The 24,083-nt window shown below is 65.2% G+C and carries 24 protein-coding genes and 2 tRNA genes; 10 read left to right on the top strand and 16 right to left on the bottom strand.

Annotation, left to right across the window (positions count from 1 at the left end):
- Window positions 1–110: 110 nt before the first annotated feature.
- The 4 genes from DEIMA_RS03940 to DEIMA_RS03925 form a co-directional block, all read right to left on the bottom strand.
- Window positions 111–794 (bottom strand): hypothetical protein, encoded by a 684-nt coding sequence (locus tag DEIMA_RS03940; protein ID WP_013555937.1) that lies wholly within the window; start codon window positions 792–794, stop codon window positions 111–113.
- Window positions 795–1,871, bottom strand: coding sequence for a hypothetical protein (locus DEIMA_RS03935; protein ID WP_013555936.1), 1,077 nt, complete (start codon window positions 1,869–1,871; stop codon window positions 795–797).
- 104 nt (window positions 1,872–1,975) lie between these two features.
- Entirely contained in the window at window positions 1,976–3,409 is a 1,434-nt protein-coding gene (rimO, locus tag DEIMA_RS03930) for a 30S ribosomal protein S12 methylthiotransferase RimO (RefSeq protein ID WP_013555935.1), read from the bottom strand.
- A gap of 143 nt (window positions 3,410–3,552) precedes the next feature.
- On the bottom strand, window positions 3,553–4,284 hold the full coding sequence (locus tag DEIMA_RS03925; RefSeq protein WP_013555934.1) for a hypothetical protein: 732 nt from the start codon (window positions 4,282–4,284) through the stop codon (window positions 3,553–3,555).
- A 71-nt stretch (window positions 4,285–4,355) separates the two neighbouring features.
- On the opposite strand from DEIMA_RS03925, the gene DEIMA_RS03920 reads away from it, so the two are divergent.
- Together DEIMA_RS03920 and DEIMA_RS03915 are read left to right on the top strand one after the other, a co-directional pair.
- Complete coding sequence (locus tag DEIMA_RS03920; protein WP_013555933.1) at window positions 4,356–5,120, top strand: nitroreductase family protein; 765 nt, start codon at window positions 4,356–4,358, stop codon at window positions 5,118–5,120.
- Between the two features lie 59 nt (window positions 5,121–5,179).
- Window positions 5,180–5,668 (top strand): hypothetical protein, encoded by a 489-nt coding sequence (locus DEIMA_RS03915; RefSeq protein WP_013555932.1) that lies wholly within the window; start codon window positions 5,180–5,182, stop codon window positions 5,666–5,668.
- 78 nt (window positions 5,669–5,746) lie between these two features.
- On the opposite strand, the gene DEIMA_RS16750 is transcribed toward DEIMA_RS03915, so the two are convergent.
- From DEIMA_RS16750 to DEIMA_RS03900, 3 genes are all read right to left on the bottom strand, one after another.
- The gene (locus tag DEIMA_RS16750; protein WP_013555931.1) at window positions 5,747–6,760 is read right to left on the bottom strand and encodes a hypothetical protein; all 1,014 of its coding nucleotides are present in this window, start codon (window positions 6,758–6,760) and stop codon (window positions 5,747–5,749) included.
- A gap of 82 nt (window positions 6,761–6,842) precedes the next feature.
- Window positions 6,843–9,050, bottom strand: coding sequence for a DNA internalization-related competence protein ComEC/Rec2 (locus tag DEIMA_RS03905; RefSeq protein ID WP_245528346.1), 2,208 nt, complete (start codon window positions 9,048–9,050; stop codon window positions 6,843–6,845).
- Between the two features lie 41 nt (window positions 9,051–9,091).
- A complete protein-coding gene (locus DEIMA_RS03900; protein ID WP_013555929.1) occupies window positions 9,092–9,469 on the bottom strand; it encodes a ComEA family DNA-binding protein in 378 nt (125 codons plus the stop codon).
- A 94-nt stretch (window positions 9,470–9,563) separates the two neighbouring features.
- Here DEIMA_RS03900 and DEIMA_RS03895 point away from each other — a divergent pair.
- The 5 genes from DEIMA_RS03895 to DEIMA_RS18170 all read left to right on the top strand — a co-directional run bounded on the left by DEIMA_RS03895 (window position 9,564) and on the right by DEIMA_RS18170 (window position 12,510).
- Window positions 9,564–9,639, top strand: a tRNA-Ala gene (locus DEIMA_RS03895).
- A 33-nt stretch (window positions 9,640–9,672) separates the two neighbouring features.
- Window positions 9,673–9,749: transfer RNA gene (locus tag DEIMA_RS03890), tRNA-Met, on the top strand.
- Between the two features lie 123 nt (window positions 9,750–9,872).
- Window positions 9,873–10,766 carry a tyrosine-type recombinase/integrase gene (locus tag DEIMA_RS03885; protein WP_013555928.1) on the top strand — a complete coding sequence of 298 codons (894 nt, stop codon included), beginning with the start codon at window positions 9,873–9,875 and terminating at the stop codon, window positions 10,764–10,766.
- Between the two features lie 933 nt (window positions 10,767–11,699).
- On the top strand, window positions 11,700–12,311 hold the full coding sequence (locus DEIMA_RS17755; protein ID WP_148234896.1) for a hypothetical protein: 612 nt from the start codon (window positions 11,700–11,702) through the stop codon (window positions 12,309–12,311).
- A 40-nt stretch (window positions 12,312–12,351) separates the two neighbouring features.
- Entirely contained in the window at window positions 12,352–12,510 is a 159-nt protein-coding gene (locus DEIMA_RS18170; protein ID WP_013555927.1) for a hypothetical protein, read from the top strand.
- A 22-nt stretch (window positions 12,511–12,532) separates the two neighbouring features.
- Here DEIMA_RS18170 and DEIMA_RS03880 read toward each other — a convergent pair whose 3' ends face one another.
- Window positions 12,533–13,198: a recombinase family protein gene (locus DEIMA_RS03880; RefSeq protein ID WP_013555926.1), complete on the bottom strand. Its 666-nt coding sequence runs from the start codon at window positions 13,196–13,198 to the stop codon at window positions 12,533–12,535.
- A gap of 77 nt (window positions 13,199–13,275) precedes the next feature.
- Between DEIMA_RS03880 and DEIMA_RS17750 the strand changes: the two genes are divergently transcribed.
- Window positions 13,276–14,127 (top strand): DUF4747 family protein, encoded by an 852-nt coding sequence (locus DEIMA_RS17750; RefSeq protein ID WP_013555925.1) that lies wholly within the window; start codon window positions 13,276–13,278, stop codon window positions 14,125–14,127.
- Between the two features lie 6 nt (window positions 14,128–14,133).
- A complete protein-coding gene (locus tag DEIMA_RS17220; RefSeq protein WP_076736848.1) occupies window positions 14,134–14,943 on the top strand; it encodes an FRG domain-containing protein in 810 nt (269 codons plus the stop codon).
- A gap of 349 nt (window positions 14,944–15,292) precedes the next feature.
- Here DEIMA_RS17220 and DEIMA_RS03870 read toward each other — a convergent pair whose 3' ends face one another.
- The 7 genes from DEIMA_RS03870 to DEIMA_RS03840 all read right to left on the bottom strand — a co-directional run bounded on the left by DEIMA_RS03870 (window position 15,293) and on the right by DEIMA_RS03840 (window position 21,371).
- Window positions 15,293–16,198: an aldo/keto reductase gene (locus tag DEIMA_RS03870; RefSeq protein WP_013555923.1), complete on the bottom strand. Its 906-nt coding sequence runs from the start codon at window positions 16,196–16,198 to the stop codon at window positions 15,293–15,295.
- Between the two features lie 104 nt (window positions 16,199–16,302).
- Entirely contained in the window at window positions 16,303–17,100 is a 798-nt protein-coding gene (locus tag DEIMA_RS03865) for a nitroreductase family protein (protein ID WP_013555922.1), read from the bottom strand.
- Window positions 17,101–17,116: 16 nt separating this feature from the next.
- On the bottom strand, window positions 17,117–17,446 hold the full coding sequence (locus tag DEIMA_RS03860) for a hypothetical protein (RefSeq protein ID WP_013555921.1): 330 nt from the start codon (window positions 17,444–17,446) through the stop codon (window positions 17,117–17,119).
- A 106-nt stretch (window positions 17,447–17,552) separates the two neighbouring features.
- Window positions 17,553–18,494 (bottom strand): acetyl-CoA carboxylase carboxyltransferase subunit alpha, encoded by a 942-nt coding sequence (locus tag DEIMA_RS03855; RefSeq protein WP_013555920.1) that lies wholly within the window; start codon window positions 18,492–18,494, stop codon window positions 17,553–17,555.
- Window positions 18,491–19,345, bottom strand: coding sequence for an acetyl-CoA carboxylase, carboxyltransferase subunit beta (gene accD / locus DEIMA_RS03850; protein WP_013555919.1), 855 nt, complete (start codon window positions 19,343–19,345; stop codon window positions 18,491–18,493). Before accD ends, DEIMA_RS03855 begins: the two co-directional genes overlap by 4 nt.
- A gap of 138 nt (window positions 19,346–19,483) precedes the next feature.
- Window positions 19,484–19,969 carry a LapA family protein gene (locus DEIMA_RS03845; RefSeq protein WP_013555918.1) on the bottom strand — a complete coding sequence of 162 codons (486 nt, stop codon included), beginning with the start codon at window positions 19,967–19,969 and terminating at the stop codon, window positions 19,484–19,486.
- 106 nt (window positions 19,970–20,075) lie between these two features.
- A complete protein-coding gene (locus DEIMA_RS03840) occupies window positions 20,076–21,371 on the bottom strand; it encodes a thymidine phosphorylase (protein WP_013555917.1) in 1,296 nt (431 codons plus the stop codon).
- Window positions 21,372–21,493: 122 nt separating this feature from the next.
- Between DEIMA_RS03840 and DEIMA_RS03835 the strand changes: the two genes are divergently transcribed.
- A complete protein-coding gene (locus DEIMA_RS03835; RefSeq protein WP_013555916.1) occupies window positions 21,494–22,681 on the top strand; it encodes a sugar efflux transporter in 1,188 nt (395 codons plus the stop codon).
- A 456-nt stretch (window positions 22,682–23,137) separates the two neighbouring features.
- On the opposite strand, the gene era is transcribed toward DEIMA_RS03835, so the two are convergent.
- Window positions 23,138–24,046, bottom strand: a complete 909-nt coding sequence (gene era, locus DEIMA_RS03830) for a GTPase Era (protein WP_013555914.1) — start codon at window positions 24,044–24,046, stop codon at window positions 23,138–23,140.
- Window positions 24,047–24,083 lie beyond the last annotated feature (37 nt).

Raw genomic sequence — 24,083 nt, 5'->3', positions numbered from 1 at the left:
GGTAGGTGGGCGGCAGCGGCGGGTTGGGGTCCGGACGGAACATGGGTACGTTCACTGTACCGGAACGCGCGCGGCGCGGCGTGCCAGGATGCGCCACGGTTCCTGAAGGTTCAGGGGGCAGGCCAGGGGCGCACGTAGGACGGCTGCACGGCGTGCGCGCGCAGCGCGGCGGCGACCGTGCGAAAGGCGTCATCGTGGGCGGGGTTCGTCCAGGCGGGCGACTGGACCAGCAGGACACCCGTCACGTCCCGCGCAGGCGGGAGGGCGTCCGTGCGTTCCAACCGGACGCGGTCCAGCAGGTCAGTGGGCAGGTGGGCGCGCAGTTCGTCGCGGGTGCGTTCGAGGTCGTACCCTTCGGCAACGCGGACGTGCGCGTGCCACGCGGGGTAGCGGACGGTGTACGTGCGGATCAGGCCGCGCGCGAGGGCGAGGCCCGCCCAGTTGCCGGGGCGGACGCGCGCCGGATCGCCGCTGTAACTCACGAGGTCATGGTGACTGTCAACGTTCACGACGTCCTGCCCGGCGTGCCCGGCGACCCAGGCATAGGCGTCCGCGTGCGTCCACGACAGAGCGGCCGGGAGACCCGCGTACTGCTGCAGCGCCACCCAGTCGCCGTGGAGCGGGAAGTCGCCCGCCAGGGGCGTCCAGTCCTGCGCGTGCGGGTCGCGGTTGCGGGTGCGGGCGACCCAAGCGTCCAGGCGGTCCTCCGCGCGGTCGCGGGTGCCCCAGATGGGCGCGTCGAACACGTGCTCCACGCAGCCGCTGTAGGCGTCCCAGTCGACGGACAGCAGCATTCAGCGCTGGAAGTCCGCGGCGTACGCGCCCGCCTTGTTCAGGGCGGGGCGCAGCTGCGCGTACGGCACGGTGATGACCTCGTTGCACGCGAAGATGACGTGCGGCAGGCCCGGCAGCCACAGCGCCAGCCCGCGCGCGGTCGGGTACACGTCCGGGGTGTCCGACCCGTCGTTGATGGCTTCGCGGCAGGGCTGATCGTCCGGCGTGGCGCGCGTGCGTGCGTACTGCTGCCGGTACAGGGTCCGCAGGGCCTTGTCGCTCAGGTCGGACCAGATGCCGCGGACGTTCACGCGCGCGCCCGTGCGGGTGTCGAGCGTGACGGCGTCCGCGATGTCAAAGGGGTGCGCGCCCGCACAGAAGCCCATGCCCTCGGTGACCAGCGTGAGGGTGCGGGTCGTGCGGTACTCCACGCGCGTGCTGGCCTCCCAGGCGCGGAGTTCAGGGTCCTGGGTGGGCGGGACGGTGCTCTCGCACTCCAGCGCGTCCAGCGCCTCGGTCAGCTGCAGGTCCTGCAACGCGCCGTTCAGGGCGGCCGCGCCGGGCACGCGCGGGTACGTCACGCCGGAGTGCGGCTCGCGGACGCCGCCGAGCCCACCGAACGCCTTTTGCGCGGGCACGCTCACCCAGGCGTGGTTGACGCGCAGGTAGTTGAACACGTCACTGGCGCGCAGCGCCTTCAGGACTGGCGTGAGCGGCAGGGCGGGCGGCACGTCCGCGCCGCGTACGGGCGCGAGATTCACGGGGAGGGTGCGCGTACCGTTCGCGTCCGTCCAGGTGCCGCGCAGGGCCGCGCCGTTCGGGCTCAGCACGAACCGCCCGGTCACGCGCGTGCCGTTGTCCGCCTCGTAATCGCGCACGACTTCCGTGAGGCGCAGGCGGCCCGCGTCGTCGCGGGCGGGCGTGAGGCGCAGGTTCACGCCGCGCGACGTGTAGAAGTACGCGCTGTTCTCCCCGGCGAGCTTCAGGACGACCGGAAGGGTGCCGACCGTGCCGCGGTACACCCCACCCGCCGGGAGGGTGGGGGCGGCGCTTGCGGCGCTCAGCAGCAGGAGGGTGGTGGTCAGGGCGCGGTGCATGCCCTCAGTGTAGGGGCGGCGCGGGCGCGTTCGGCCGCAAATGCGAGGGGCCGCGAGCGTGTAACCCGCGGCCCCGTCTCAGGTGGCTCCATGCGCCGGGAGGTTCAGTGCTTCCCGAAGTGGCCGAGCATGGGCACGTTCGGCTTCCAGGGCTTCACGGCCTGCACCTCGCCGTACAGGTCGTACTCGTCGGCGTCCTCGATGATCGCCTCGACGATGTCGCCGATCTTCACCTGCCCGGCGAGGTCGCCGGCGTACAGGTACACCTGCCCGTCGATACCGGGCGCGTCGCCCTTCGTGCGGCCGATGAGTTTCGTGCCGGGCGCGTCGCCCTCGTCGTCGTTGAACTCGTCGATGATGACGTCCATCACGCGGCCGACCTTCTCCTGCAGCTTCTCGGCGCTGATGCGCTGCGCGACTTCCATGAAGCGCGCGAGGCGTTCCTGCTTCACGGCCTCGGGCACGCGGTCCTCGAAGTGCGTGGCGTCCGCCTCCTCAACCTCGCTGTACGTGAACGCGCCCACGCGGTCGAGGCGCGCGTCCTCCAGGAAGTCGAGGAGCAGCTGGAAATCGCTTTCGGTCTCGCCGGGGAAGCCGACGATGAATGTGGAGCGGATGGTGAGCTCCGGGCAGATCTCGCGCCAGCGGCGGATCGTTTCGAGCTGCTTGCCGGCGCCGGGGCGGCGCATGCGCTTCAGGACGCTCGGCGCGGCGTGCTGCAGGGGCACGTCGAGGTACGGGAGGATCTTGCCTTCCGCCATGAGCCGCACGACGTTCTCGATGTGCGGGTACGGGTAGATGTAGTGCATGCGCACCCACGCGCCCATCTCGCCGAGCTTCTGCGCGAGGTCCACGAGGTGCGCACGCACCTGCTCGCCCTGGAATTCCGACTCGCGGTAGCGGACGTCCACGCCGTACGCGCTGGTGTCCTGCGAGATGATCATGAGCTCCTTCGTGCCGCCCGCGATGAGGCGGAACGCTTCGTACAGCACCGCGCCGGCGTCGCGGCTGACTTGCAGGCCGCGCAGTTTCGGGATGATGCAGAAGCTGCAGGTGTGGTTGCAGCCCTCGGCGATCTTCACGTACGCGTAGTGGCGGGGCGTGAGTTTCACGCCGGTGCTGGGCAGCAGGCTCGTGAAGGGGTTGTCGTCCTGCGGGAGCAGTTCGCGCACGTGACGCATGACGTCGTCCACCGCTTCGCTGCCGGTGATGGCGGCGACTTTCGGGTGGCGTTCCATGATGGTTTCGGGGCGTTCGCCGAGGCAACCGGTCACGATGACCTTGCCGGTCGCGTCGAGCGCCTCGCCGATGGCGTTCAGGCTTTCCTCGACGGCGGGCGTAATGAACCCGCAGGTGTTCACGATGACCGTGTCGGCGTCCTCGTAGCTGCCGGCCACCTGGTAGCCTTCGGCGCGCAGTTGCGTGAGGATGCGCTCGCTGTCCACGAGCGCTTTCGGGCAGCCGAGGCTGATGAAGCCGACCTTCTTGAGGGCATCAGTGGGGACCGCCGCGGTGGGCGGGGTGCGTACGTCCGTCATGGGAGAGTCTCCTTGGAGGGGGTCGCCCGCATGCCGACGTGCCGCCCTGCCGCGCGGCCCGCCCGCGCTGGGGCCCGCCGCCGTTCAACCGAGCATTCTACCCGAAGCCGGACGCGCAAAGGAGCGCCAGGGCACAAGGCGCGTCACTTGATCCCCCACGTGACCGTGTGGGTCGGCTTCGCGGTGCGCGGGTCGAAGGTAGGCTCGCGGTTGCCGGCGCACACCTTGGCGCTCACGGCGGAACTGGACGTGCGGAGCGTGAGCGTCCCGGGCCGCGCGGCGTCCGTCCACAGGGTGCTGACCTCCACGGTCCCGTCCGCCTCGTACGGGCAGGACGAGCGCCAGAGGGGAATCAGGTGGCCTTCCGGCGGCAGCGCCCGCGTGAACGCCCCGACCTTCATGCGGTACACGTCGCCGTACAGCGCGAACTCCCCCATGTGCGGCCCGGACCACTGCAGCGCCACGACCGGTTGGACCGTTCCGGGTGCGAGGGCGGGCAGGGCCTGCACGCCGTACGCGAACGCTCGGCGGTACAGCGTGACGCGTTTCCCCGTCGTGATCAGCAGGTCCAGCGGCGGCTCCTGCATCGGCACGGCGCTCCCGATGAACTCGACGCAGTTGCGCACGAGGTACAGCGTCTCGCGCTGCGCGGTGGTCGTGAAGAACCCGCTGAGCTTCTGCGTCACCGCCGGGTCGCAGCTTTTCAGGTTCGCGGCGCGCATCAGGCGGCGCACGAGGGCGGTGTCGCCGGGGAACTGCGCGGTTTCGGACAGGCCGGGCGTGAGCTGCCCGGCCCGCCGCCCGTCCAGGACCAGTTTCGGTGCGGCCAGGGCGCCGCTCAGCGTGAGCAGCGCGGCCAGAAGCAGGGTGCGCATACCCGCAGCGTAAGGGCTGCTGTGTGCGGTCGCACGCAGATGTGCGCGGGCCGGCGCTTACACTGCCCGTCATGACGACCCCCCTGAATTCGTTGTCGCCCGCCGAGGTGCGGGCGTTCTTCGACGCGCACCGCACCGTGCGGAAGTACCAGCCGGTGCCCATGCCGCAGGAGCACCTGGACGTGCTGCTGCACGCGGCGCAGCGCGCGCCGACCGACGCGACGGCGCAGATGTACAGCTTCATCCGCCTGGTGGACCCGCAGGTGCGCGAGCGCGTGGCGGCCCTCACGGTCAACCCGCACGTGGCGACCGCCAGTGAGGCGTTCGTCGTGTGCCTCGACGTGCACCGCCTGCAGCGCCTGCTGGAGCGCGGCGGGCACGTGTTCGGCGAGTGGCCGGGCGTGGCCGTGCATTTCGGGCTGGGCGACGCCGTCCTCGCCGGGCAGAACCTGCTGCTCGCCGCGGAGATGCTGGGGTACCAGGGCTGCTGGATCGGCGGCGTGCTGACGCACCTCCCGGAACTGGTGGAGGCGCTCGCCCTGCCGGAAGGCGTGCTGCCGTATGCGGCGCTCACCGTGGGCGTGCCGGATGAGGCGCCGCCCATGCGCCCGCGCATTCCCCGCGCCCTGGTGCTGCACGAGGACGCGTACCGCGAGCCGAGCGCGGCGGAACTGGACGAGGCACTCGCCGTCATGGCGCCCATCACGGTGCGGGGCGACTGGGCGGGCACGCTCGCGCGGTACTTCGCGGCGGGCGGCGGCATGGAATCCCGCGAGGGTCCCCTGCAGGCGGTGCTGCGTCAGCAGGGTCTCGCGCCGCGCACGCCGGCAGAGTAACGGGCGCGCGTTAAGGGCCGCTCAGCGCGCCCCGCGCGGCGGGCGGCCACAATGACGGCATGAAGCTTCCCCTGCTGCTGGCGGCGTTGCTGCTGCCTGTTCCCGCGGCGGCGCAGTCGGCCACGCCGAGCGCGCCGGGCGCCGCGGCGGCCTACACCTTCGACATTCTGGACGCGCAACGTCAGGTGATCGGCACGTACGACCTGAACGGTCGCCTCACGGTGCGCGGGGACCTCAGCGCGGGCGCGTTCCTGCGGGTGGCCCGGCCGGGCGTCTCAAGGCTGTTCCCGCTGGCGGCGCCCGTCACGGACCGCACGGCGCTCGGCGACGTGACGGTGCAGAACGGCGGCGCGCCCGTCACGCTCGCGGCGCTGCTGCAGGTGGACCGCCCGGCGCCCGGCACGGCCGCGCCGTCGCCAACATCACAGCAGATGAACAGCCTGCTGGGCCTGTCCACGTCGATCGGCACGGTGAACATCGGGATGAGCACGTCCATCGGCCTGAACGGTGGGGTGCTGGTGCTGCCGCTGTTCTTCCCGCCGTTCTGACACCAGCAGCCCCAGCAGACCGGGACGCGCACGCCTTGGGCGTGCGCGTCCCGGTCTTTGAGGCCCGAACGGCGCGCGTTACTTGTTCGGCGTGCCCTGCGCGGGCGCGGCCTGCAGCAAGCGGTACGCGATGACCTTGTTGTTCTGGTCGAGCGTCACCTCGAACACCGCGCCGCTGGTGTCCTGAATCTGGCGGACGACCTGCCCGGCGGCGTTCGTGGTCTCCTTGAGGACCTTCAGGCTGCTGAGCGTGCCGACGTTCACGGCCTGCCCCAGCACCTCCCCGGCGGGCGTGACGGTGCGTTCCACGATGTTGCCGCTCGCGTCGAGCACGCGCTGCACCGTCTGCCCGAGGTTGTTCACGGTCTGCCCGAGCAGCCCGCCCGGCTGCGTGACGTTGCTCAGGGTGCCGCCCACCGTTCCGACCGCCTTGTCGACGACGCCGCCCGGCTGCAGGGCGTTGTTGGCGACGCCGCCGACGGTGCTCACGGTGTTGTCGACCGTCGTGAGGAGCTTCTCGAGAATCTGCGGGTTGCGGTCGATGGTGGTGAGCGTCCGGTCGATGATGCGCTCGACGTTGTCGAGGTTGACTTTCAGCAGCGCCTGCGCGCGCACGCCCTTGATGTCCAGCTTCACCTTCGCGATGGACACGTCCGCGCCCGCCGTGAGCTTCAGGAGGTTCGCGAGGCGCGCGTCGAGCGCGACGTGCGCCTGCAGGTCGTCGACTTCCAGGGTGATCTGCTCGACGCTGACGTTCGGGATGTCGAGCAGCACGTCGGGGTTGCCGCTCTCCGCTTCGCGGCAGCGGCGTTCGCTCGCGGCGCGCTGCTGCTCCTGCTCGGCGGTCAGGGTCTTCCCAGCGAAAGCTTCACGCGTGAACTCGCGGCACGGGTCGTTCTGGGTGGCCGCACTGGCGCCGCTGCCGACCGGCGCGACCGGGGTGACCGGCGCGGGCCGCGTGGGGGCCGACGTGGCCGGCGTGGGCGCCGCGCCGGGACGGGCGGGGAGCGTACCGGGAGCGCTCTGGGCAGATGCCAGACCAAGGGCGAGCGGCAGCAGCAGGGCCGCCGCGCGCGGCAGATGGTGGTTCATGGGTTCCTCCTGCGAGCAGTGTAGGAGCGGCGTCCCGCGCGAAGCTCAGAAGGCACTTAGGACACCTTCAACATTCTGGCGTTCAGGGGATCGGCCAGGTGACCGTGCCCAGCTGATCGGTGCGCCACGCGCGCACGTGCGCGCCCGCGAGGCGGTCCAGCACGTCGCCGTGCGGGTGGCCGTAGGTGTTGCGCCCCACACTGATGATCGCGTCGGCGGGCGCCGTTTCGCGCAGGAGGGCAGCGCTGCTGCTGTGGCGGCTGCCATGGTGCGCGAGCTTGAGGACGCTGAGGCGCCCCAGGCCAAGGGTGTCCTCTACCGAACTGGGCAGGTCCCCAAGGAACGCCGTGCGGAACGTCAGCGCTTCCAGGCGCACGGCGACGCTGTTGTCGTTGTCCGCGGCACTCCACGGCGCGCCGCGCGGCCACAGGACGTTCAGGGCCACGTCGCCCGCCTGCACGTGGTCGCCGCGCCGCACCTCACGGACGCGCACACCACGCGCGCGGGCGGCGTCCAGCACGGCCCGCAGGACCGGGTCGGCCTCGTGGCGGTGCCCGACCCACAGCTCCCCGACCGGCAGGGTGTTCAGGACGGCCGTGAGGCCCTCCACGTGATCCGCGTCCGCGTGCGTCGCCACGACGACGTCGAGCGCGCGCACACCCAGGGCGCGCAGGGCCGGCACGACCGTGCGGGCGCCCACGTCGAAGTCACTGCCGGGACTGCCACCCCCGTCAATCAGGACGCGCAGGCCGTTCGCGCGGATGAGCGTGCTGTCGCCCTGCCCGACGTCCAGGTACGTGATGTCGCGCGGCGGACTCAGGTGCGCGGGCAGCAACGTGCCCAGCGCGAGCACGCCCGCGACCGCCAGGAATGCAGGCGGGCGCACTCGGCCCAGCACCGCCAGCACCCCCGCAAGCGCGAATACCCCGTACGCCGCGAAGCCCGCCGCGCTCACGTTCCCCCACGTGAGCACCGGCGCGCGCCCCGCCGCCTGCGCCACCGCCAGCAGCGCGTCCGCGAGCACACCCACCAGCGGATTCACGACCACCGCGAGCGGCCCCAGCAGGCCAGCCAGGAACCCCAGCGGCACCAGCGCCCCCATGATCAGCTCCGCCACGAGGTTCGCGGGCAGACCCACCAGCGGCACCGTCCCGAACGTATGCGCCACCACCGGCAGGGTCGCCGCCTCCGCCAGCAGCGTCGCCGCCGCGCCGTACACCAGGGCGCGCACCACCCGGTGTCGCTCCCCCAAACGCGGCACCATGGCCGCTACGCGCGGCGTGAGCGTCAACGCCAACACCGCCAGGAACGACAACTGAAACCCCACGTCGAACAGCCACGCCGGATGCAGCGCCAGGCTCGCCATCGCCGCAAGGCCAATCACGCCGTACACATCCAACCGCCCGCGCCCCGTCGCCGTGCCCAGCAGCACCGCCAGCGCCATCAGACACGCCCGGTCCACGCTCGGGCTCTCCCCCACCAGCCACCAGTACGCCCCCAACGCCGGCACCAGCAGCCACGCCCGCACGCGCGCCACCGGCGACCGCACCAGCACGAACGCCAACGCCCCCAGCAGCAACGCCACGTTCTGCCCACTCAGCGCCATCAGGTGCGCCAGGCCCGCCCGGTTGAACGCCTCGCGCACCGCCACGCCATCCTCAAACGCCTCCCGCCCGATGTCGCTCCGGTCCCCCAGCTCAACGGCCTCCATCAGCGCCGCCTGCCGCGCACTCAGGCCCACGTTCAGGCCCCGCCGGAACCACCCGCGCACCCCCGCCTCCGGCGCGTACGCCCGCCCCCGCGCGCCTACCAGCACCGTCCGCACGCCCGACGTCCGCAACCAGAACGCCTCATCGAACCCGCCCGGCGTGCGCCGCCCCTCCGGCCGCACCAACACCCCCGCCACCGTCACCCGCCCCGGATCCACGCGCGGCTTCGGCCGCACCGACACGCGCGCCGGCGGGTCCGCCAACCGCAGGAACTGCCCGTCCCACTCGCCGCTCAGCGTCACCCGCGCGCCCACCCACGGCGTCATCACATCCGGCGCGGCCCACCACGCCCGCTCCCGCGCGAACCCCACCCCGAAACACACCAGCGCCACCAGCATCAACGCCGGCGCCCGCACCCACGCCGCCGCGCCCGCCACGACCGCCAGCAGCAGCGCCCCCCACCACGCGCCGAACGCCACCAGCACCCCCGCCATCAACGCCAGCGCCCCCACCACCGGCCACGGCAGGAACGCCCGCCGCCCCCGCTCCAGCACCACCGCCGACGCCACCACCGGCGTCACCGTAGGCCCGCGCGGCACCCCCACGCGCCCCACCACCCGACTCAGAAGCTCACCAACGGCGACAGACGCGCGAGCGTCGCCTCCCCCACCCCACGCACCGCATCCAGATCCGCCAGCGAACGATACGGCCGCCCCGCCACCAACCGCGCCGCCATCGCCGGCCCCACCCCCGGCAGCGCCTCCAGCTGCTCCAGCGACGCCGAATTCAGGTTCACCCGCCCGGAAATCAGCGGCTGCACACTTCCTGTCGCCGGGTACTCCGGCGCCACCGCCTGCGCCCGCACCTCCGGCACCGCCACGCGCGTCACCTCCGGTGCACGCGCACCCGGCACCACCGCCGGCCACAAAGCCCACCCGCACACCGCCAGCGTCAACGCCCCCAACACGGCCGTCCAGCGGCCCTCCAGACTCCACGACATCACAGCTTCACAGTCTGAACGGCCACCCCCACCCGCCACGCCGAAAACCCCTGTTGACAACCTGCGGTCCCGCTGGTAACCTATCGGAGCCTTCGGGGCTGTGGCGCAGTTGGGAGCGCGTCTGAATGGCATTCAGAAGGTCAGGGGTTCGAATCCCCTCAGCTCCACCAAAAAGGCCCCGCTTCATGCGGGGCACTTTTCAAGGCGATGTAGCTCAGCTGGTTAGAGCACACGACTCATAATCGTGGGGTCGACAGTTCAAGTCTGTCCATCGCCACCAAGAGTAAAAACCCTGTCCTAGACGGGGTTTTTTCTTTTTGCATTTGTCGCTGTACTCGGTTCATCCAACCGTAGTCGTGTGTTCTCCAACGGAAGCAAAAACCTGTCAGAAAGGGGCTAATGCATGAGCATTGACCAACTCTGGCAACACTTCGCCTACCATCTCAAGGTCAAACGCCGCAGCAAGAACACGCTCAACTTCTACGACGTGACCCGTCGTACCCTCGCACGGTTCCTCGAAGAGCAAGGGGTTGAAGCGACCACGGATACCCTGACAGTCTCGCAACTCCGAGGATTTCTGGTCTGGCTGGAAGAGCAGGGACTTGGACCTGGAGGCATACATGCGCACGCCCGTGCGCTACGTGCCCTATTCAACTGGGCAGAGCGGGAAGAGTTAGTGTCTCGCAACCTAGCTAGCCGTCTGGAGCTGCCTTCTCTTCCCCACGAACGACAGCCTGCCATCACCTCAGAACGCCTCTGGAAGCTCCTGGGAGCGTGCAAAGGCGCAGGGCAACAGTTGCGGGATACGGCCATGCTCCTGACGCTATTTGATACCGGCGTGAGGGTACACGAGCTAATTGGCCTGAAGGTCGAAGACTTGCTGTTCGAACGAGGGCTGATCCGTGTGGTTGGCAAGGGGAATAAAGAGCGTTTTGTTCCGATTGGTTCCAAAGCTATGAGCGCCACCAGCGCCTACCTCAGGCGAGAGCGCAAACAGCAACATCCAGGGGTACTACACGTCTTCCTCAGCCGGAGTGGTGAAGCCATGACTCGCAGTGGTGTAAGCATCCGCCTTGCTAAGCTCGCCAAAAACACGGGGATAGAGAGAGAAGTGTGCGCCCCTCATGCATTCCGTCGAGGCTTTGCGGTCGAGTTCCTTCGTAATGGTGGCGATGTGTTCACACTGCAACAAATCATGGGGCATAGCAGCCTTGATATGACTCGCCGCTATGTGACGTTTCTTGACGATGATCTCAAGGCGGCCCATCTACGCTTCTCGCCCGTAGACAACCTCTAGGTATTCCAGTACCAAAGCTCCCATGGCGGTTTTCTCCCGACGATGGGAGCGCCTGCATTGGTCCGAGGGAAGCGTTGATTACCCCCTGTTTACTTACCCTGGAGTGAGCCGAGGCAGTTTCCCCTTGGGTGGCTGTTTACGCCATTGCCGTAATAGGTTAAAAACCAGAATTTAAAATGAGTGAACATATCCCGTCCCAGAGGCCATTCCAGTGACAGATACTTACTAAATTCTCATGTTCATAAGCTAGAATAGAGATGTAGGAAGCAATTGGGAGAATCACATGCAGCGATGGGTAAGGGTGCACACTTACTCCTAGCTCGGCCTTTTGTTGCTTGATGGTACTTACTCATATCACTTTGCAAAGTCCTATTTTGTCAGAGGATTTAATCAAATCGCCCCAAATTCATGCCCTTTAATGCGGACAGCACACATGGCTTAACCATGCGTGAGGAGATTATATGTACATAACGATGAATAATGTGACTAAACAAACTGGATTGACCGAGAAACAAATACGAAAACTTGTCCGAGACGACTTACTCAATGCTGTTAAACAGTCTGACGGAAGCCTCATTTTTAATCAGGGTGCTATTGATGAGGCACAAGAGAATGGCTTGCTTCCTATAAAAAAATAAGCATTCTAGCTCTTTAATCCTTACGCTCGCATCTAAAAGGATGCGACAATAGTTCTCTACTACTAAGTTATCTACTAACCAGTTATCTACTATATGTTTTTCTCAAACAGAAAAATAAGTGTGTGGTAGCTGGTTTTTAGATTACTTTGCGCTAGGTCAAGTGTCAAAATGATGACACATCAATGTCAATACATTGACACATTTTTCTTGAGGGCTGTCAAAAGTATGACATATAGTGTCAAACGTTTGACACTGCGAGAACACTAGTTACTACATAAACATAAAGGGGTGATTCTTGACACAGTATTTCATAAAATTACCATCAAATTTTTTCAGGATTCCAGAGAGCAGATATTTCCGTCGCAGTGCAGCTAGCGAGGTCTATGAGTTCCTTCTCGATATGGCATATCGCAGCGAAGAGCCATTTTATGGCAACAAATCGCATATGCCGAGCAAAATGATGGCTGACGCATGGAAGGACGGAAAGTTATCCTGCTTCACTACCGTCTCAATGATAGAGAAGTATAGGGGTCTTTCAAAGAATACCGTAAAAGACGCTCTGCGTACATTACTGAAAATGGGATTAATTATAGTGGAAGGCATAGAGATAGGCAAGGAGCCTTATCATCCAGATGGCATGCTTTACATTCTCGGAGAGCGCCTTAGGCACCCCGTTAGTGGAAAATTCACCAAGGAAAGCAAAAATAGACTAGAGAAGATGGGTGAGATTGCGGACACACTGGAAGGTGCTCTACGTGTGCAGCAACACCTCATCCAGCACCTTTGTCCCGGTGCAAAACCGATGCCAATTCTGAATTTACGTTTCGAAGGCGTAAATACCCAAGTCGTAAAAAAGACTAAAAAGGTAAGGCAGCAGAGAAAAACTACAGCCACTTTGTCCACGTGATTAGCGCTATAATTAATAAAACTTTTGGAGGTCTTTTTGAATGGAAATCACGAATAACAAGATTAAAGCTGATAAAAATGGGTTGCCTGTACAACAGGAGATTACATATAGCGACCCCTACGAAGAATACAAGGCAACTTATCAAAGGCGAGGGCATCAGACCATCATGACCAAGCTTGAGCACACGAAAAAAGATTAACGGCGGTTTTACCGCCGTCTTTTTACGCTGCAAACTTGTTGAGTATTCGGCTCACCTGTACCGCCGTCCACTCACTACCTGACCGGGTACGTAGCCCTTCCTGGTTTAGTCTAGCCGCTATTGCTCGAAGAGACATACCGCTCTTCCTCATCAGACTGATGTAGCCATATTCTCGTCTGTAGGCCTCCCTGAACGCTTGGCTGACTGCCTCACGCCCTTTTGCCCTTACCATTTCTGTCATGGGCTTCGGAGAGCCGAGCTTGACGCCCCTCGCCTTGGCAGCGGTGAGGGCTTCCCGGGTGCGGGTGCTAATGGCTCTGGCTTCTTGTTCTGCCATCACAGCCATGATCTGGATCGAGAGATGATTGGCCTCCGGCATATCGACAGCTGTAAAGCGAACGCCAGATTCCATGAGGCCAGAGACGAAATGAAGGTTGCGAGATAGCCGATCCAGCTTGGCGATCAACAAGACGGCACCCTCTCGTTTTGCATGCTCTATTGCCCGATGTATTGCGATACGCCGTTTCCTGCTGGTCCCTGTCTCAACTTCGGTGTATTCCGCAACAACGTCGTACCCTCGCTGCTGCACAAACGCTGTGACAGCAGCAGCTTGCGCCTCCAGCCCAAGGCCACTTTGCGCCTGTTTCTCTCGACTAACTCGAAAATAAGCAATGGCCTTGGTAGTCATGGCAGCAGTGTAACACTTTAGATACGAGCGTCTATAAGATGTTACGGCTTCAACCTAGCTCTTTTCCGCTTAGCGGGATGGTAGAGTTCAAGCACACGATGGAAACAGTTACCTTTGAGTTGTTTCGCATTAGACTTTTTGAAGGCCTATTCACTCCCTCAATCCCTAGGTCTGAAATATTATTAAACGCAATTTCCGAAAGACCCCAGACAGAAAACAAAGGCTACACTTGGAGCATAGGGAATATTAGCCTCATTGATAGAAATGCTGCCTACTTTAGAATTGGCAGACAATCGGGCATAAACTTAAGCAATTTTGATCGTAGCCTGGGACAATTTACTGATTCAACATCAGAAAATTGGCCCTCTACGCATGTAATATGCGATACCTACATCGGATTAGTAGCAATAGCCAAGAATTCGAAACTTACCGTTGACACTTACACTATAGCTCGTAGAGTCAAAGAGATCTTAGAGAACTCAGAAACTATAAAAGAAGCCTATTATGATGTCGTTATAGATCCCATATATAGCTCCAATGATTTTATGAAACAACTTGAATTTGCATACTCAATTAGGAGATTTGCTTTCGAGTTTACTCCACCAAACCCATTTGACGCAGAGGAAATGATTCAGAAGCCTCTAGAGAAGTATCTTCAAGATGCAAGAGGCAGGAAGGGAGAGCTATCCCTAGAAGGAAATAACCTAGACCATGAAGTGATTGAGGAAACTGCACGCTCAGCTATTGCTTCTGGAAACGAGGTAAAGGCTATGATTCAACAAGAAAGAGCAGCGAAGCCCATCCCGATTTCATCAAAAGACTATCCAGAAGCCATACGTGATCTACCTATAGACGGCGACAATCAAGGTTCGATCGCTAGAGCACTAGAGGTCATCAGAAACATTTACTCTAATCTAAGACTGGGGTGATTTTGAGTGGACATTATAGAAGTTACAGATATCAAGGAACTGGCTGAGCTTTTTATATCAATGGAGAACCATTGGGCGTATAGAGGGCAACTAGATTCCACATGGAAGATTGAGCCTGGTATTGCCAGAGTAGTGGAGCCGGGATTTAGCAGTTCGACCTTGTATCAAACGGAGAAGAATCTCAAACATATGTTTGAATCGTCTGCTAGGCACTATGCCGTTGCAGAAGAGCTTCCAACGACGGATTTTGCTTGGCTGTCCCTTATGCAGCATTATGGTGCTCCCACAAGATTGCTTGATTTAACTACTTCACCTTTTACTGCACTGTTTTTCGCTATGGATGGAGCTATACCAGATGACGGCAAAAAGTCCTCAATTTTCTGTGTAGATTACAGAGCTCTTAATCAAAGATCATTAGAAATGCTTCAGCAGAATGAGATGGAATTCGATTGGGACTATCGTAAATTCCAGTTATCTCCCGATGAATTCTTCTCCGAATACGTGTACAAAAAAGTAGCCTCTACTCTTTGGATTATGGAGCCAGCCCTAAAAAATGTACGTATAATGAAACAGGGCGGAACGTTCTTAGTTAAGGGAGATATTTCACAGTCCACTGAAAGCTTAATCAATCAAAATTATTCACAAATTCCAATGAAAAACATTCTCATAGGGCATGATTTACTAACAGAATCATTTGATATGCTAAGCAAGTGCGGAATCAGTTATCAAGGCATATATCCAGGACTAGAAGGACTAGCTAAGGACATTAAGCTTACGTTGTTGCAATCCTATAGAAAAGCTTCTCGCAAAAACTGAATTACAGATATCTTTACTGCTTCGAAGATAGGTTACAGGATTATAAAATATCAGCACCCGCATATATATTTAGAAAAATAGTATCTCAATGAATATTTTCAAAAATCTGACTAGCAAATCATTTAAAAATACACTGTCTGAAAAAATTCAGAGGTAAGACAACCGATTCGCAATCGTGTGCTCTCTAGAGTCTTGAGTTTTTAGAAAAATAGGTGTTTACTGTCCTGGACAGTGTTTTAGCTCAGCTGGTTAGAGCACACGACTCATAATCGTGGGGTCGACAGTTCAAGTCTGTCCATCGCCACCAAAAAGGAAGCCCTCGCACATGCGAGGGCTTCCTTTTTGTGCTTCAGTCCTGCGGCGTCTGCTTCTGCTGGCTCGTCCACTCGTCCTGCCCGGCGGCGTTCAGGGCGTTAAAGTCCTCGTCGCTGAGCTGCAGGTCGGCGGCGGCGACGTTTTCTTCCAGGTGCTTGACCTTGCCGGTGCCGGGGATGGGGAGCATGACGGCGCTGCGGCGCAGCACCCACGCGAGCGCCACCTGGCTGGGTGTCGCGCCGAGTTGGTGCGCGACGGTGTCGAGGACGCTGCCTGGGCGGGCGAGGTTCCCGGCGGCGAGGGGGAACCAGGGGATGAAGCCGATGCCTTCGCGTTCGCAGTGGTCGAGCACGTCTTCGCTTTTGCGGTTCACGAGGTTGTAGAGGTTCTGGACGGTCGCGACTGTGAAGTGCTGCTGCGCGGCCTGGATCTCCTCGACGGTGACTTCGCTGAGGCCGACGTGGCGGATGAGGCCTTCGCGTTGCATGTCGGCGATGACACTGAACTGCTCGTCGCGGGGGACGGTCGGGTCGATGCGGTGGAGCTGCCACAGGTCAAGGCGGTCCACGCCGAGGCGGCGGAGGCTGAGGTGAACGGCCTGGCGGAGGTATTCGGGGCGGCCGACGGGAATCCAGACGTCGGGGCCGGTGCGGGTGAGGCCGCCTTTGGTGGCGATGACGGTGTCCGTGTAGGGGTGGAGGGTGTCGCGGAGGAGTTCTTCGCTGACGGCGGGGCCGTAGCTGTCGGCGGTGTCGATGAAGTTCACGCCGAGTTCGGGGAGGCGCGCGAGGGTGCGGCGGGCTTCCTGGGGGTCCTGGGGGTCGCCCCAGATGCCGGGGCCGGTGACGCGCATGGCGCCGAAGCCGAGGCGGTGGACGGTGAGGTCCCCGCCGATAGTGAAGGTGCCGCTGGCTTGTGCGTTCGGGGTGGGGTTCGTCATGCGTGCCTCCTCGGGTGCGGCAGGGGGCGCCCCCGCGCGCGTGGTTCGGGGCATCTGACCATGCGGGCGGGGGCGGGGATTGTGGCGGAGGTGGCGGTTGGGGGTCAGGGGGTGGGTTGGGGGTCGCGTTCGGGCGTGTCGCAGGTTTCGCGGTACACGTATTGCGCGAGGCGTTTGCGGTGGCGGCTGCTCCAGTCGATGGTGGGGCGGCGTTCCGCTTCGGGGAGGTACCCGAGGCGGTACACGGCCATGAGGTCGAGGTCGTCGGGCGCGCGGATGATGGCGCGGATGGCGTCCCATTGGTGCGGGAGTTCCATGGGGGTGCTGATGAACTGGATGCCCATGCCGAGGGTGCCGACGGTGTTCCAGATGTTGCCGACGGCGGCGCCCATGCCGAACTGGCTGTAGAAGCCGCTGAGTTCGCCGGGGCGGTGTTCGTTCTTGTCGAGGAGGACGGCGAGGAGCAGGGGGCTGCCGGCGACGAGTTTGCGGTTGTCCTCGCCGAGGCGGGCGGGCACGCCGAGTTGCCGCATGAGTTTCAGGCCCATGTCGCTGAACACCTGCCGCGTGAACGGGCGGAGGGGGGCGGGGAGGTGGTCGATGAAGATGCCGTCGCGGCGTTCGTCGAGTTCAGCGGCGGTGAACCGGAAGTACCGGCGGTAGCGTTCGAAGAACACGCCGCGTTCGATGAGTTCCTGCATGCTGCGTCCGGCGATGTCGGCGACGTGGTGGATGGTGTCGCGGTTCTCGATGAGCACGAAGCGCCAGGGTTGGCTGTTGAAGTGGCTGGGGGCGGCGGCGGCGACGCGCATGAGGAGGTGCTGGTGCTCGCGGGTCACGGGGTCGGGGAGGAACGCGCCGTTGGTGGTGCGTCGGGCGAGGATGCCCTCGATGAGGTCCATGCCGTTCAGGGTAGCGTCATGGGGTGGTGAACGCGTCCCGGGCGGCGAGGGCGTAGCCGACGGCGAGGAGCGTGGCGAGGGCGGCGTGGTCGGCGCGGCCCGGGCGGGTGCGGGGGACGAGGAGCATGCCGGCGAGGAGCAGCGCGGGCGGCCACCAGGGGGTGCGGGTGAGGGCGGCGAGCGCGGCGGCCATGAGGGTGGCGGCGCACGCAAGGAAGTACAGGGTGTGGTGCAGGGGGCGGACGTGCACGCGGACGAGGCGCAGTTGCAGCGTGAGGCCAAGCAGGTAGTTGAGGGTGAAGAACAGCAGCGCGGCCGCGAAGGCGAGCTGGGCAGGCGTGAGCACGCACTCAGCGTAGCGTGGTGCGGTGCGGGCAACCGTCTGCGGGGCTGGGGACGGGGACGTTGAACCCCCAGCCGGGCCGCCCGGCTGGGGGTTCAGGCGAGCGCGTTTAGCGCTCTTCGTACTCGCCGAGGTTGCGGAATCGGGCGTCGCGGCCCGCGCGGAGTGTTTCGGCGCTCAGGCTGGCCAGTTCGTCGAGGTGACGGCCGATGGCCTCGCCGAGCAGCGCGGCGGCGGCGTCCGGGTCGAGGTGCGCGCCGCCGGGCGGTTCTGGGATGACTTCCTCGACGATGCCGAGGCGCAGCAGGTCCGGGCCGGTGAGCTGCAGGGCTTCGGCCGCTTCGGGGGCTTTGCTGGCGTCCTTCCAGATGATGCTCGCGCAGCCTTCCGGGGAGATGACGCTGTACCACGCGTTCTCCTGAATCAGGACGCGGTTGCCGACGCCGACGGCGAGGGCGCCGCCGGAGCCGCCTTCGCCGATCACGGCGCACACGGCGGGCACGCGCAGACGCACCATCCGCTGGATGCTTTCCGCAATGGCCCAGCCCTGACCGCGCTCCTCGGCTTCCAGGCCGGGGTACGCGCCCTGCGTGTCGATGAGGCTCACGATGGGCAGGCGGAATTTGTCCGCGAGGTCCATGAGGCGCACGGCCTTGCGGTAGCCTTCGGGGTTGCTGCTGCCGAAGCGGCGTTTGATTTTGTCTTTGGTGTCGCGACCCTTCTGCTGCGCGAGCAGCATGACGGGGCGGCCGCCCCAGCGGGCGGGTCCGCCGATGAGGGCGGCGTCGTCGCCGAACGCGCGGTCGCCGTGGAGTTCCGTGAAGTCCGTGCAGAGCCGCTCGATGTAGTCGAGGGCGGTGGGGCGGCCGGCGGTGCGGGCGAGCTGCACGCGTTCCCAGCGGGTCATGCTGGCGTTCGCTTCGGTGCGGGCGCGGTTGAGTTTGTCGCGCAGCGCCTGGATTTCCGCGGCGAAGTCCTGGCCGGTGTCGCGCGCGAGCCCTTCGAGGTCGCGGATGCGCGCTTCGAGTTGCGTGAGGACGGCCTGGGTCATGCGGGCACCTCGGCATGCAGGAAAGTGCGGAGCAGGCCGGCGATGGTGCCGCGCAGTTCGCGGCGGTCCGTGACGAGGTCGACCATGCCGTGCTCCAGCAGGAACTCGGCGCGCTGGAAGCCTTCGGGGAGGCTCTGGCGGACGGTCTGCTGGATGACGCGCGGGCCGGCGAAGCCGATGAGCGCGCCGGGCTCCGCGATGATGACGTCCGCGATGGTCGCGAAGCTGGCGGTGACGCCGCCGGTGGTGGGGTCCGTGAGGACGGTCACGTACGGCAGGCCGCGTTCCGCGAGGCGTTCGATGGCGACGGTGGTCTTGGCCATCTGCATCAGGGACAGGGCGCTTTCCTGCATGCGCGCGCCGCCGGACGCGGCGACGAGCACGTACGGCAGGCCGCGTTCGAGGGCGTGCTCGGCGGCGCGGGTGATTTCCTCGCCGACGACGCTGCCCATGCTGCCGCCGCTGAAGTCGAAGTCCATGACGGCGACGACCACGTCCACGCCGTCGATGCGGCCGGTGCCGGTGAGGATGGCGTCGGGGCGGCCGGTTTTGAGTTGCGCGCGCGCGAGGCGGTCCGGGTAGCTTTCGGTGTCGTGGAAGTGCAGGGGGTCGGCGGGGTGCACGTGACCGCTGAGGCGCACGAACGTGCCGTCGTCGAGCAGCGTTTCGATGCGCCGGTCCGCGCCGAGCCGGTGGTGATGCCCGCATTTCGGGCAGACGTACCGCTCCACTTCGAGGTCGCGGTTGTACACGCTCGCCTTGCACTGCGGGCATTTCGTCCAGAGGTCCGGGAGTTCCGTTTCGGCCGTGACCTGCGGGCGGCGTCTGCGGAAGAACTTATCGAGCGCCAAAGTGGGTCTCCTTCGTGGGCGGCGCGCCGCCCAAGCACAATCCCCGGCATTCTAACCGCACGCCTCACCTTCAGCTTGACCGGGTACAACGCCGTGGGGCCGCGCGGGCGTCCCCGCGCGGCCCCACGGCCCCTCGCTTCAGCTTTTCGTGAGGCTCGGTCCGGTCAGGGGGGGGCGCTCGTCGCCGAGTTTGCGGCGCAGGTAATCTTCGAGTTCGCCGATGTCGGCGGACAGTTCATCGCGCACGCGGTCCACGCGGGCGTTCACGCCCTCCATGTCCGCCGTGCGGGCCTGCAGGTCGTTCAGGCGCCCTTCCAGGTACGCCTGCAGCTGCGTGAAGCGGCTCGCCTCGGCGCTGTCGAGGCTCTGGCGGAGCGTCTGCATTTCGCGCAGCGTGCGCGCCTGGTCCGCTTCGGCGCGGAGGTGGGACACGCTGGTGAGCAGCGAGAACAGCAGCGCGAGCACGCCCGCCGTGATCAGCAGGATCATGCCGAGCGGGACGCGTTCGTACGTCGCGAACCCGAGGCGCAGCGTGTGCCCGAACAGCAGCGAATCCAGGTTCAGGACCGCCAGCACGGCCAGCAGGACCAGCACCACGATCAGCAGCAGCGTGTTGAACTTCATGCCTTCAGGGTACGCCGGGGCGGCGCGCGCAGCGCTTACAAAAACTTGGGGTTTGCGCCGCGCTGCACGCGAAGCGGCGCCCCGTGGGGCGCCGCTTCGCTGGGGTTCAGTTGACGCGGTCGAGGATGATGGGCGGCACGTCCGGCTGCTGCGCGCCGAGGATCAGGCCGGCATTGAGCAGTTCGGTGGCGCGCTCCAGGCCGCGGCCGTCGCGGTGGTAGATGCGCGCGATGACGTCGCCGGCCTGCACGGCCTCGCCGGGCTTACGGACGAGTTCTACGCCGACGCCCGGGTCGATGCGTTCGCCCTTGAGTTCACGGCCGCCGCCGAGCACGAGAACGGCCTTGCCGACCGACAGGGCGTCCACGCGCGTCACGAACCCGTCCTGGTGGGCGGTGATGTCCGCGCGGCCCGGCGCGACGTCCAGCTGCTCGGGCTGGTCGACGTACGTGGGGTCGCCGCCCTGCGCGGCCACGAACGCGCGGAACTTCGCGAGGGCGCTGCCGTCGCGGAGCACGCCGAGCGCCCGCTCGCGCGCCTCGCCTTCGGCGACGCCGTGCGCCATGAGGGCCTCCTGCGCGAGCAGCACGCACAGCTCCACGAGGTCCGCGGGGCCTTCGCCGCGCAGCGTCGCGAGGGCTTCCTGCACTTCCAGGCTGTTGCCGGCCATGTGCCCGAGCGGCGTTTCCATGTCGGTGAGGAGCGCGCGGACGTTGCGGCCCGCGTGCTTGCCGATGTCGACCATGGCGCGCGCGAGCGTGCGCGCGTCGTCGAGGGTCTTCATGAACGCGCCCGCGCCGACCTTCACGTCGAGGATGACGGTGTGCGCGCCGGACGCGAGCTTCTTGCTCATGATGCTCGACGCGATCAGCGGCACGCAGTCGACGGTGGCGGTCACGTCGCGCAGGGCGTACAGCAGGCCGTCGGCGGGCGCGAGGTCCTTGCTCTGCCCGACCAGGGCCATGCCGACCTCGCGGGCCTGCTGCAGGAACGGCTCGTCCGCGAGTTCCGGGGACCAGCCGGGAATGCTTTCGAGCTTGTCGATGGTGCCGCCGGTGTGCGCGAGACCGCGGCCGCTCATTTTCGCGACGGTCAGGCCGAGCGCGGCGAGCATCGGCGCGAGGATCAGGCTGGTCTTGTCGCCGACGCCGCCGGTGGAGTGCTTGTCGACGGTGTTCTTGAGGGTGCTGAGGTCCATCATGTCGCCGCTCTCGGCCATGACGAGCGTCAGGTCCGCCGTTTCGCGGGGCGTCATGCCGCGCAGGTACACGGCCATCAGCCACGCGCTCACCTGGTAGTCGGGCACCTGCCCGCGCGTGAACCCGCCCACGAGCTGCTCAATTTCAGCTCGGGTGTGCTCACCGCCGTCACGTTTCTTCTGGATGAGATCGGGAATATTCATCCTACCAGGGTAGCAGGCGCCCCGTGGCGTATCGTCCCTGCCCAGCCCGGATGGGCGCGCCGACCGCCGCGCAGGCGTACACTGGGCGGGTTTTCTGGAGGCCCTGCCCTCAGGAGGAAGTCATGACGTCCACTTCACTCGTCGCGCTGCGTGGCCTGCCCGACTTCACCCGCCTGTCCGTCGCCGTATTCGCGCTGGGCCTCGCCACGTCGTTCGCAGGGCCGTACATCTCGCTGTTCGGGCGTCAGGCGGCGCACATGACGCCCCTCGCGCTGGGCGTGTTCATGACGCTGATGTCGCTCAGCAGCATCATGATCAGCACCCAGCTGGGCCGCTGGTCCGACCGGCGCGCCAGCCGCCGCCCCACCGTCCTGCTCGCTCTGCTCGCTGCCGCGACCGGCTACGCACTGCTCGCGAACACCACCGCGTACCTGCCGCTCGTCCTGATCGCCTGCGTGTTCCTCGGCACGGGCGCCGCCGCATTCCCGCAGCTGTTCGCGTTCGCGCGCGCGCAGATCTCCTCCGCTCCGGCCAGCACCGCCGAGCACGGCCTCACGACGCTGCGGTCCGTGTTCTCGCTCGCGTGGGTGGTCGGCCCGGTCGTGAGCGCCGCCGTGCTGACCCGCACGAACTTCACGGCGCTGTTCCTCACAACCGGCGCGTGCTTCCTGCTGGGCGCCCTGCTGGTCGGCACCACGCGCACGCGCGCCCACGCGAAACCGGTCGCGCCGTCCGCCACCGTCACGGGCGACGCGGCGCCCGCCCCGCGCACCATGCGCCTCATCGCCCTCAGCTTCGTGCTGTACGGCACCGCCATGGCCATGGGGTCAATCATGCTGCCGCTGCACGTCACCGAGACGCTGCACGGCACGCCCGGTCAGGTGGGGTTCCTGGTGGGCCTGTGCGCCCTGCTGGAAATCCCGGTGATGCTGAGCTTCGTGCTGTTGCCGCGCCGCTTCTCGTACGAGCGGCTGATCCTGTTCGCGTTCGCGCTGTTCGCCGTGTACTTCGTGCTGGTGGCCACCGCGCCCGGCGTGGGGCTGCTGATCGTCGCGCAGGCGGTGCGCGCCGTCGTACTCGCCATCACCGCGAGCCTCGGCATGGCGTACTTCCAGCAGCTCATGCCGAACCGCATCGGCACTGCCACGACGCTGTTCGCGAACACCACCAGCGCCGGCTCGATGATCGCGGGCGTCGTGTCCGGCGCGTGCGCGCAGGTGTTCGGTTACCAGGCGGTGTTCGTGCTGTGCGCCGCGCTGTCCGCTGCGGCGTTCGCGCTGCTGCTGGCCCTCACCCGCCGCGCCCGCTGAACGGCGACCTTCAGGGGCGTGCAGAGCGCCAGGGTGCTTCCCGTCCCGGTAGTGGCGTTCGCCCAGGCGCCCAGCACCCGGACCCGGCCCTTCTGCAGCGTGAACCGCGCCTGCTCGAAACGCCGATCGCGGACGGCCCGCACCACCCGGCCACCCTGCTGGCGCGCCGCCAGCACCGCGTCATAGGCGCCCCGGTCGTTCGGGATGCGGCGTCGCCCCGGCACGGGCAGGGGGCGTCCGCGGCGGCGTTGACCTGAGCGTCCGTGGCTCGTGCGGGCAGGGTGGCGTAGACCTCAGGCGCCCGATCAGGCTCTCCTGCACCCGGGGTGGCAGACGCGACGGGGAGCCGCGCGCCAGGTCATCCACCACCAGGCCATGCGCAAGCCCTGACCGCGCGGCGCTCGCTCGCAAGAACGGGAGCGCCCACAGGCGCTCCCGTGGTGGACTTTGCGGGCCTTACTCGTAGCCGAGTTCGCGCAGCGCCTCAGTGTCCTCGCGCCAGTTGGGGATCACGATGACCTGCAGCCCCAGGTACACCTTGCGGCTCAGGAACACCTCCAGCTGCTTGCGGGCGGCCTGGCCGATCTCCTTGAGCTGCTTGCCGCCCGCGCCGATCACCATGCCCTTGTGCGCGGGCTTCTCGACGACGATTTCCGCTTCGATGCGTTGCAGGCCGTCGTCGCGTTCGGTCCAGCTGTTCACGCGGGTGGCGACGGCGTACGGCAGCTCGTCGCGGAGTTTCTTCATGGCTTCCTCGCGGACGATTTCTGCCGCCCACTGCTCGCGGGACTGGTCGCTGGCGGCGCCCACCGGGAAGAAGAACGGGTTCTCGGGCAGCAGGCCCAAGATGGACGTGCGGACGTCCATGACGGCGACCGGGTCGTTCTGCGCGCTGAGCGTGAACTCGGTGGTGTCGCCCGTACGGCTCTCGATGAGCGCGCGGTACAGCTTGAACGCCTCGTCGGGGTACTTGGCGGCATCGACCTTGTTGCCGACGAGCAGCAGCGGCTGGCGCAGCTCGCGGACCTGGCGGGCGACGAGCTGGTCCTCGTCGGTGGGTGGGTGGCGGAGGTCCACGACCCAGATGATGGCGTCCACGTCCGCGAGGGCGGTGTGGACTTCGTTGTTCATGTACTTCCCAAGGGCGTCCTTGGGTTTGTGGAGACCGGGGGTGTCCACGAAGATGATCTGTTCGGTGTCGGTGTTGTAGATGCCGCGGATGTGCTTGCGGGTCGTTTGCGGGCGGGGGCTGGTCGGGGCGATCTTCACGCCGAGCAGGCTGTTGAGCAGCGTGCTCTTGCCGACGTTCGGCTTCCCGACGATGGCCACGAACCCGGCGCGGGTGTTCTGGGAGGCGTCCGTCATCACACGCGATTGTCGCACGCGCAGCGCGGGCCGGATA

This window comes from Deinococcus maricopensis DSM 21211, assembly GCF_000186385.1.
Taxonomy (GTDB): domain Bacteria; phylum Deinococcota; class Deinococci; order Deinococcales; family Deinococcaceae; genus Deinococcus_B; species Deinococcus_B maricopensis.
The sequence above is the reverse complement of the archived record's forward strand: the minus strand, read 5'-3'. Positions and strand labels throughout refer to the sequence as shown.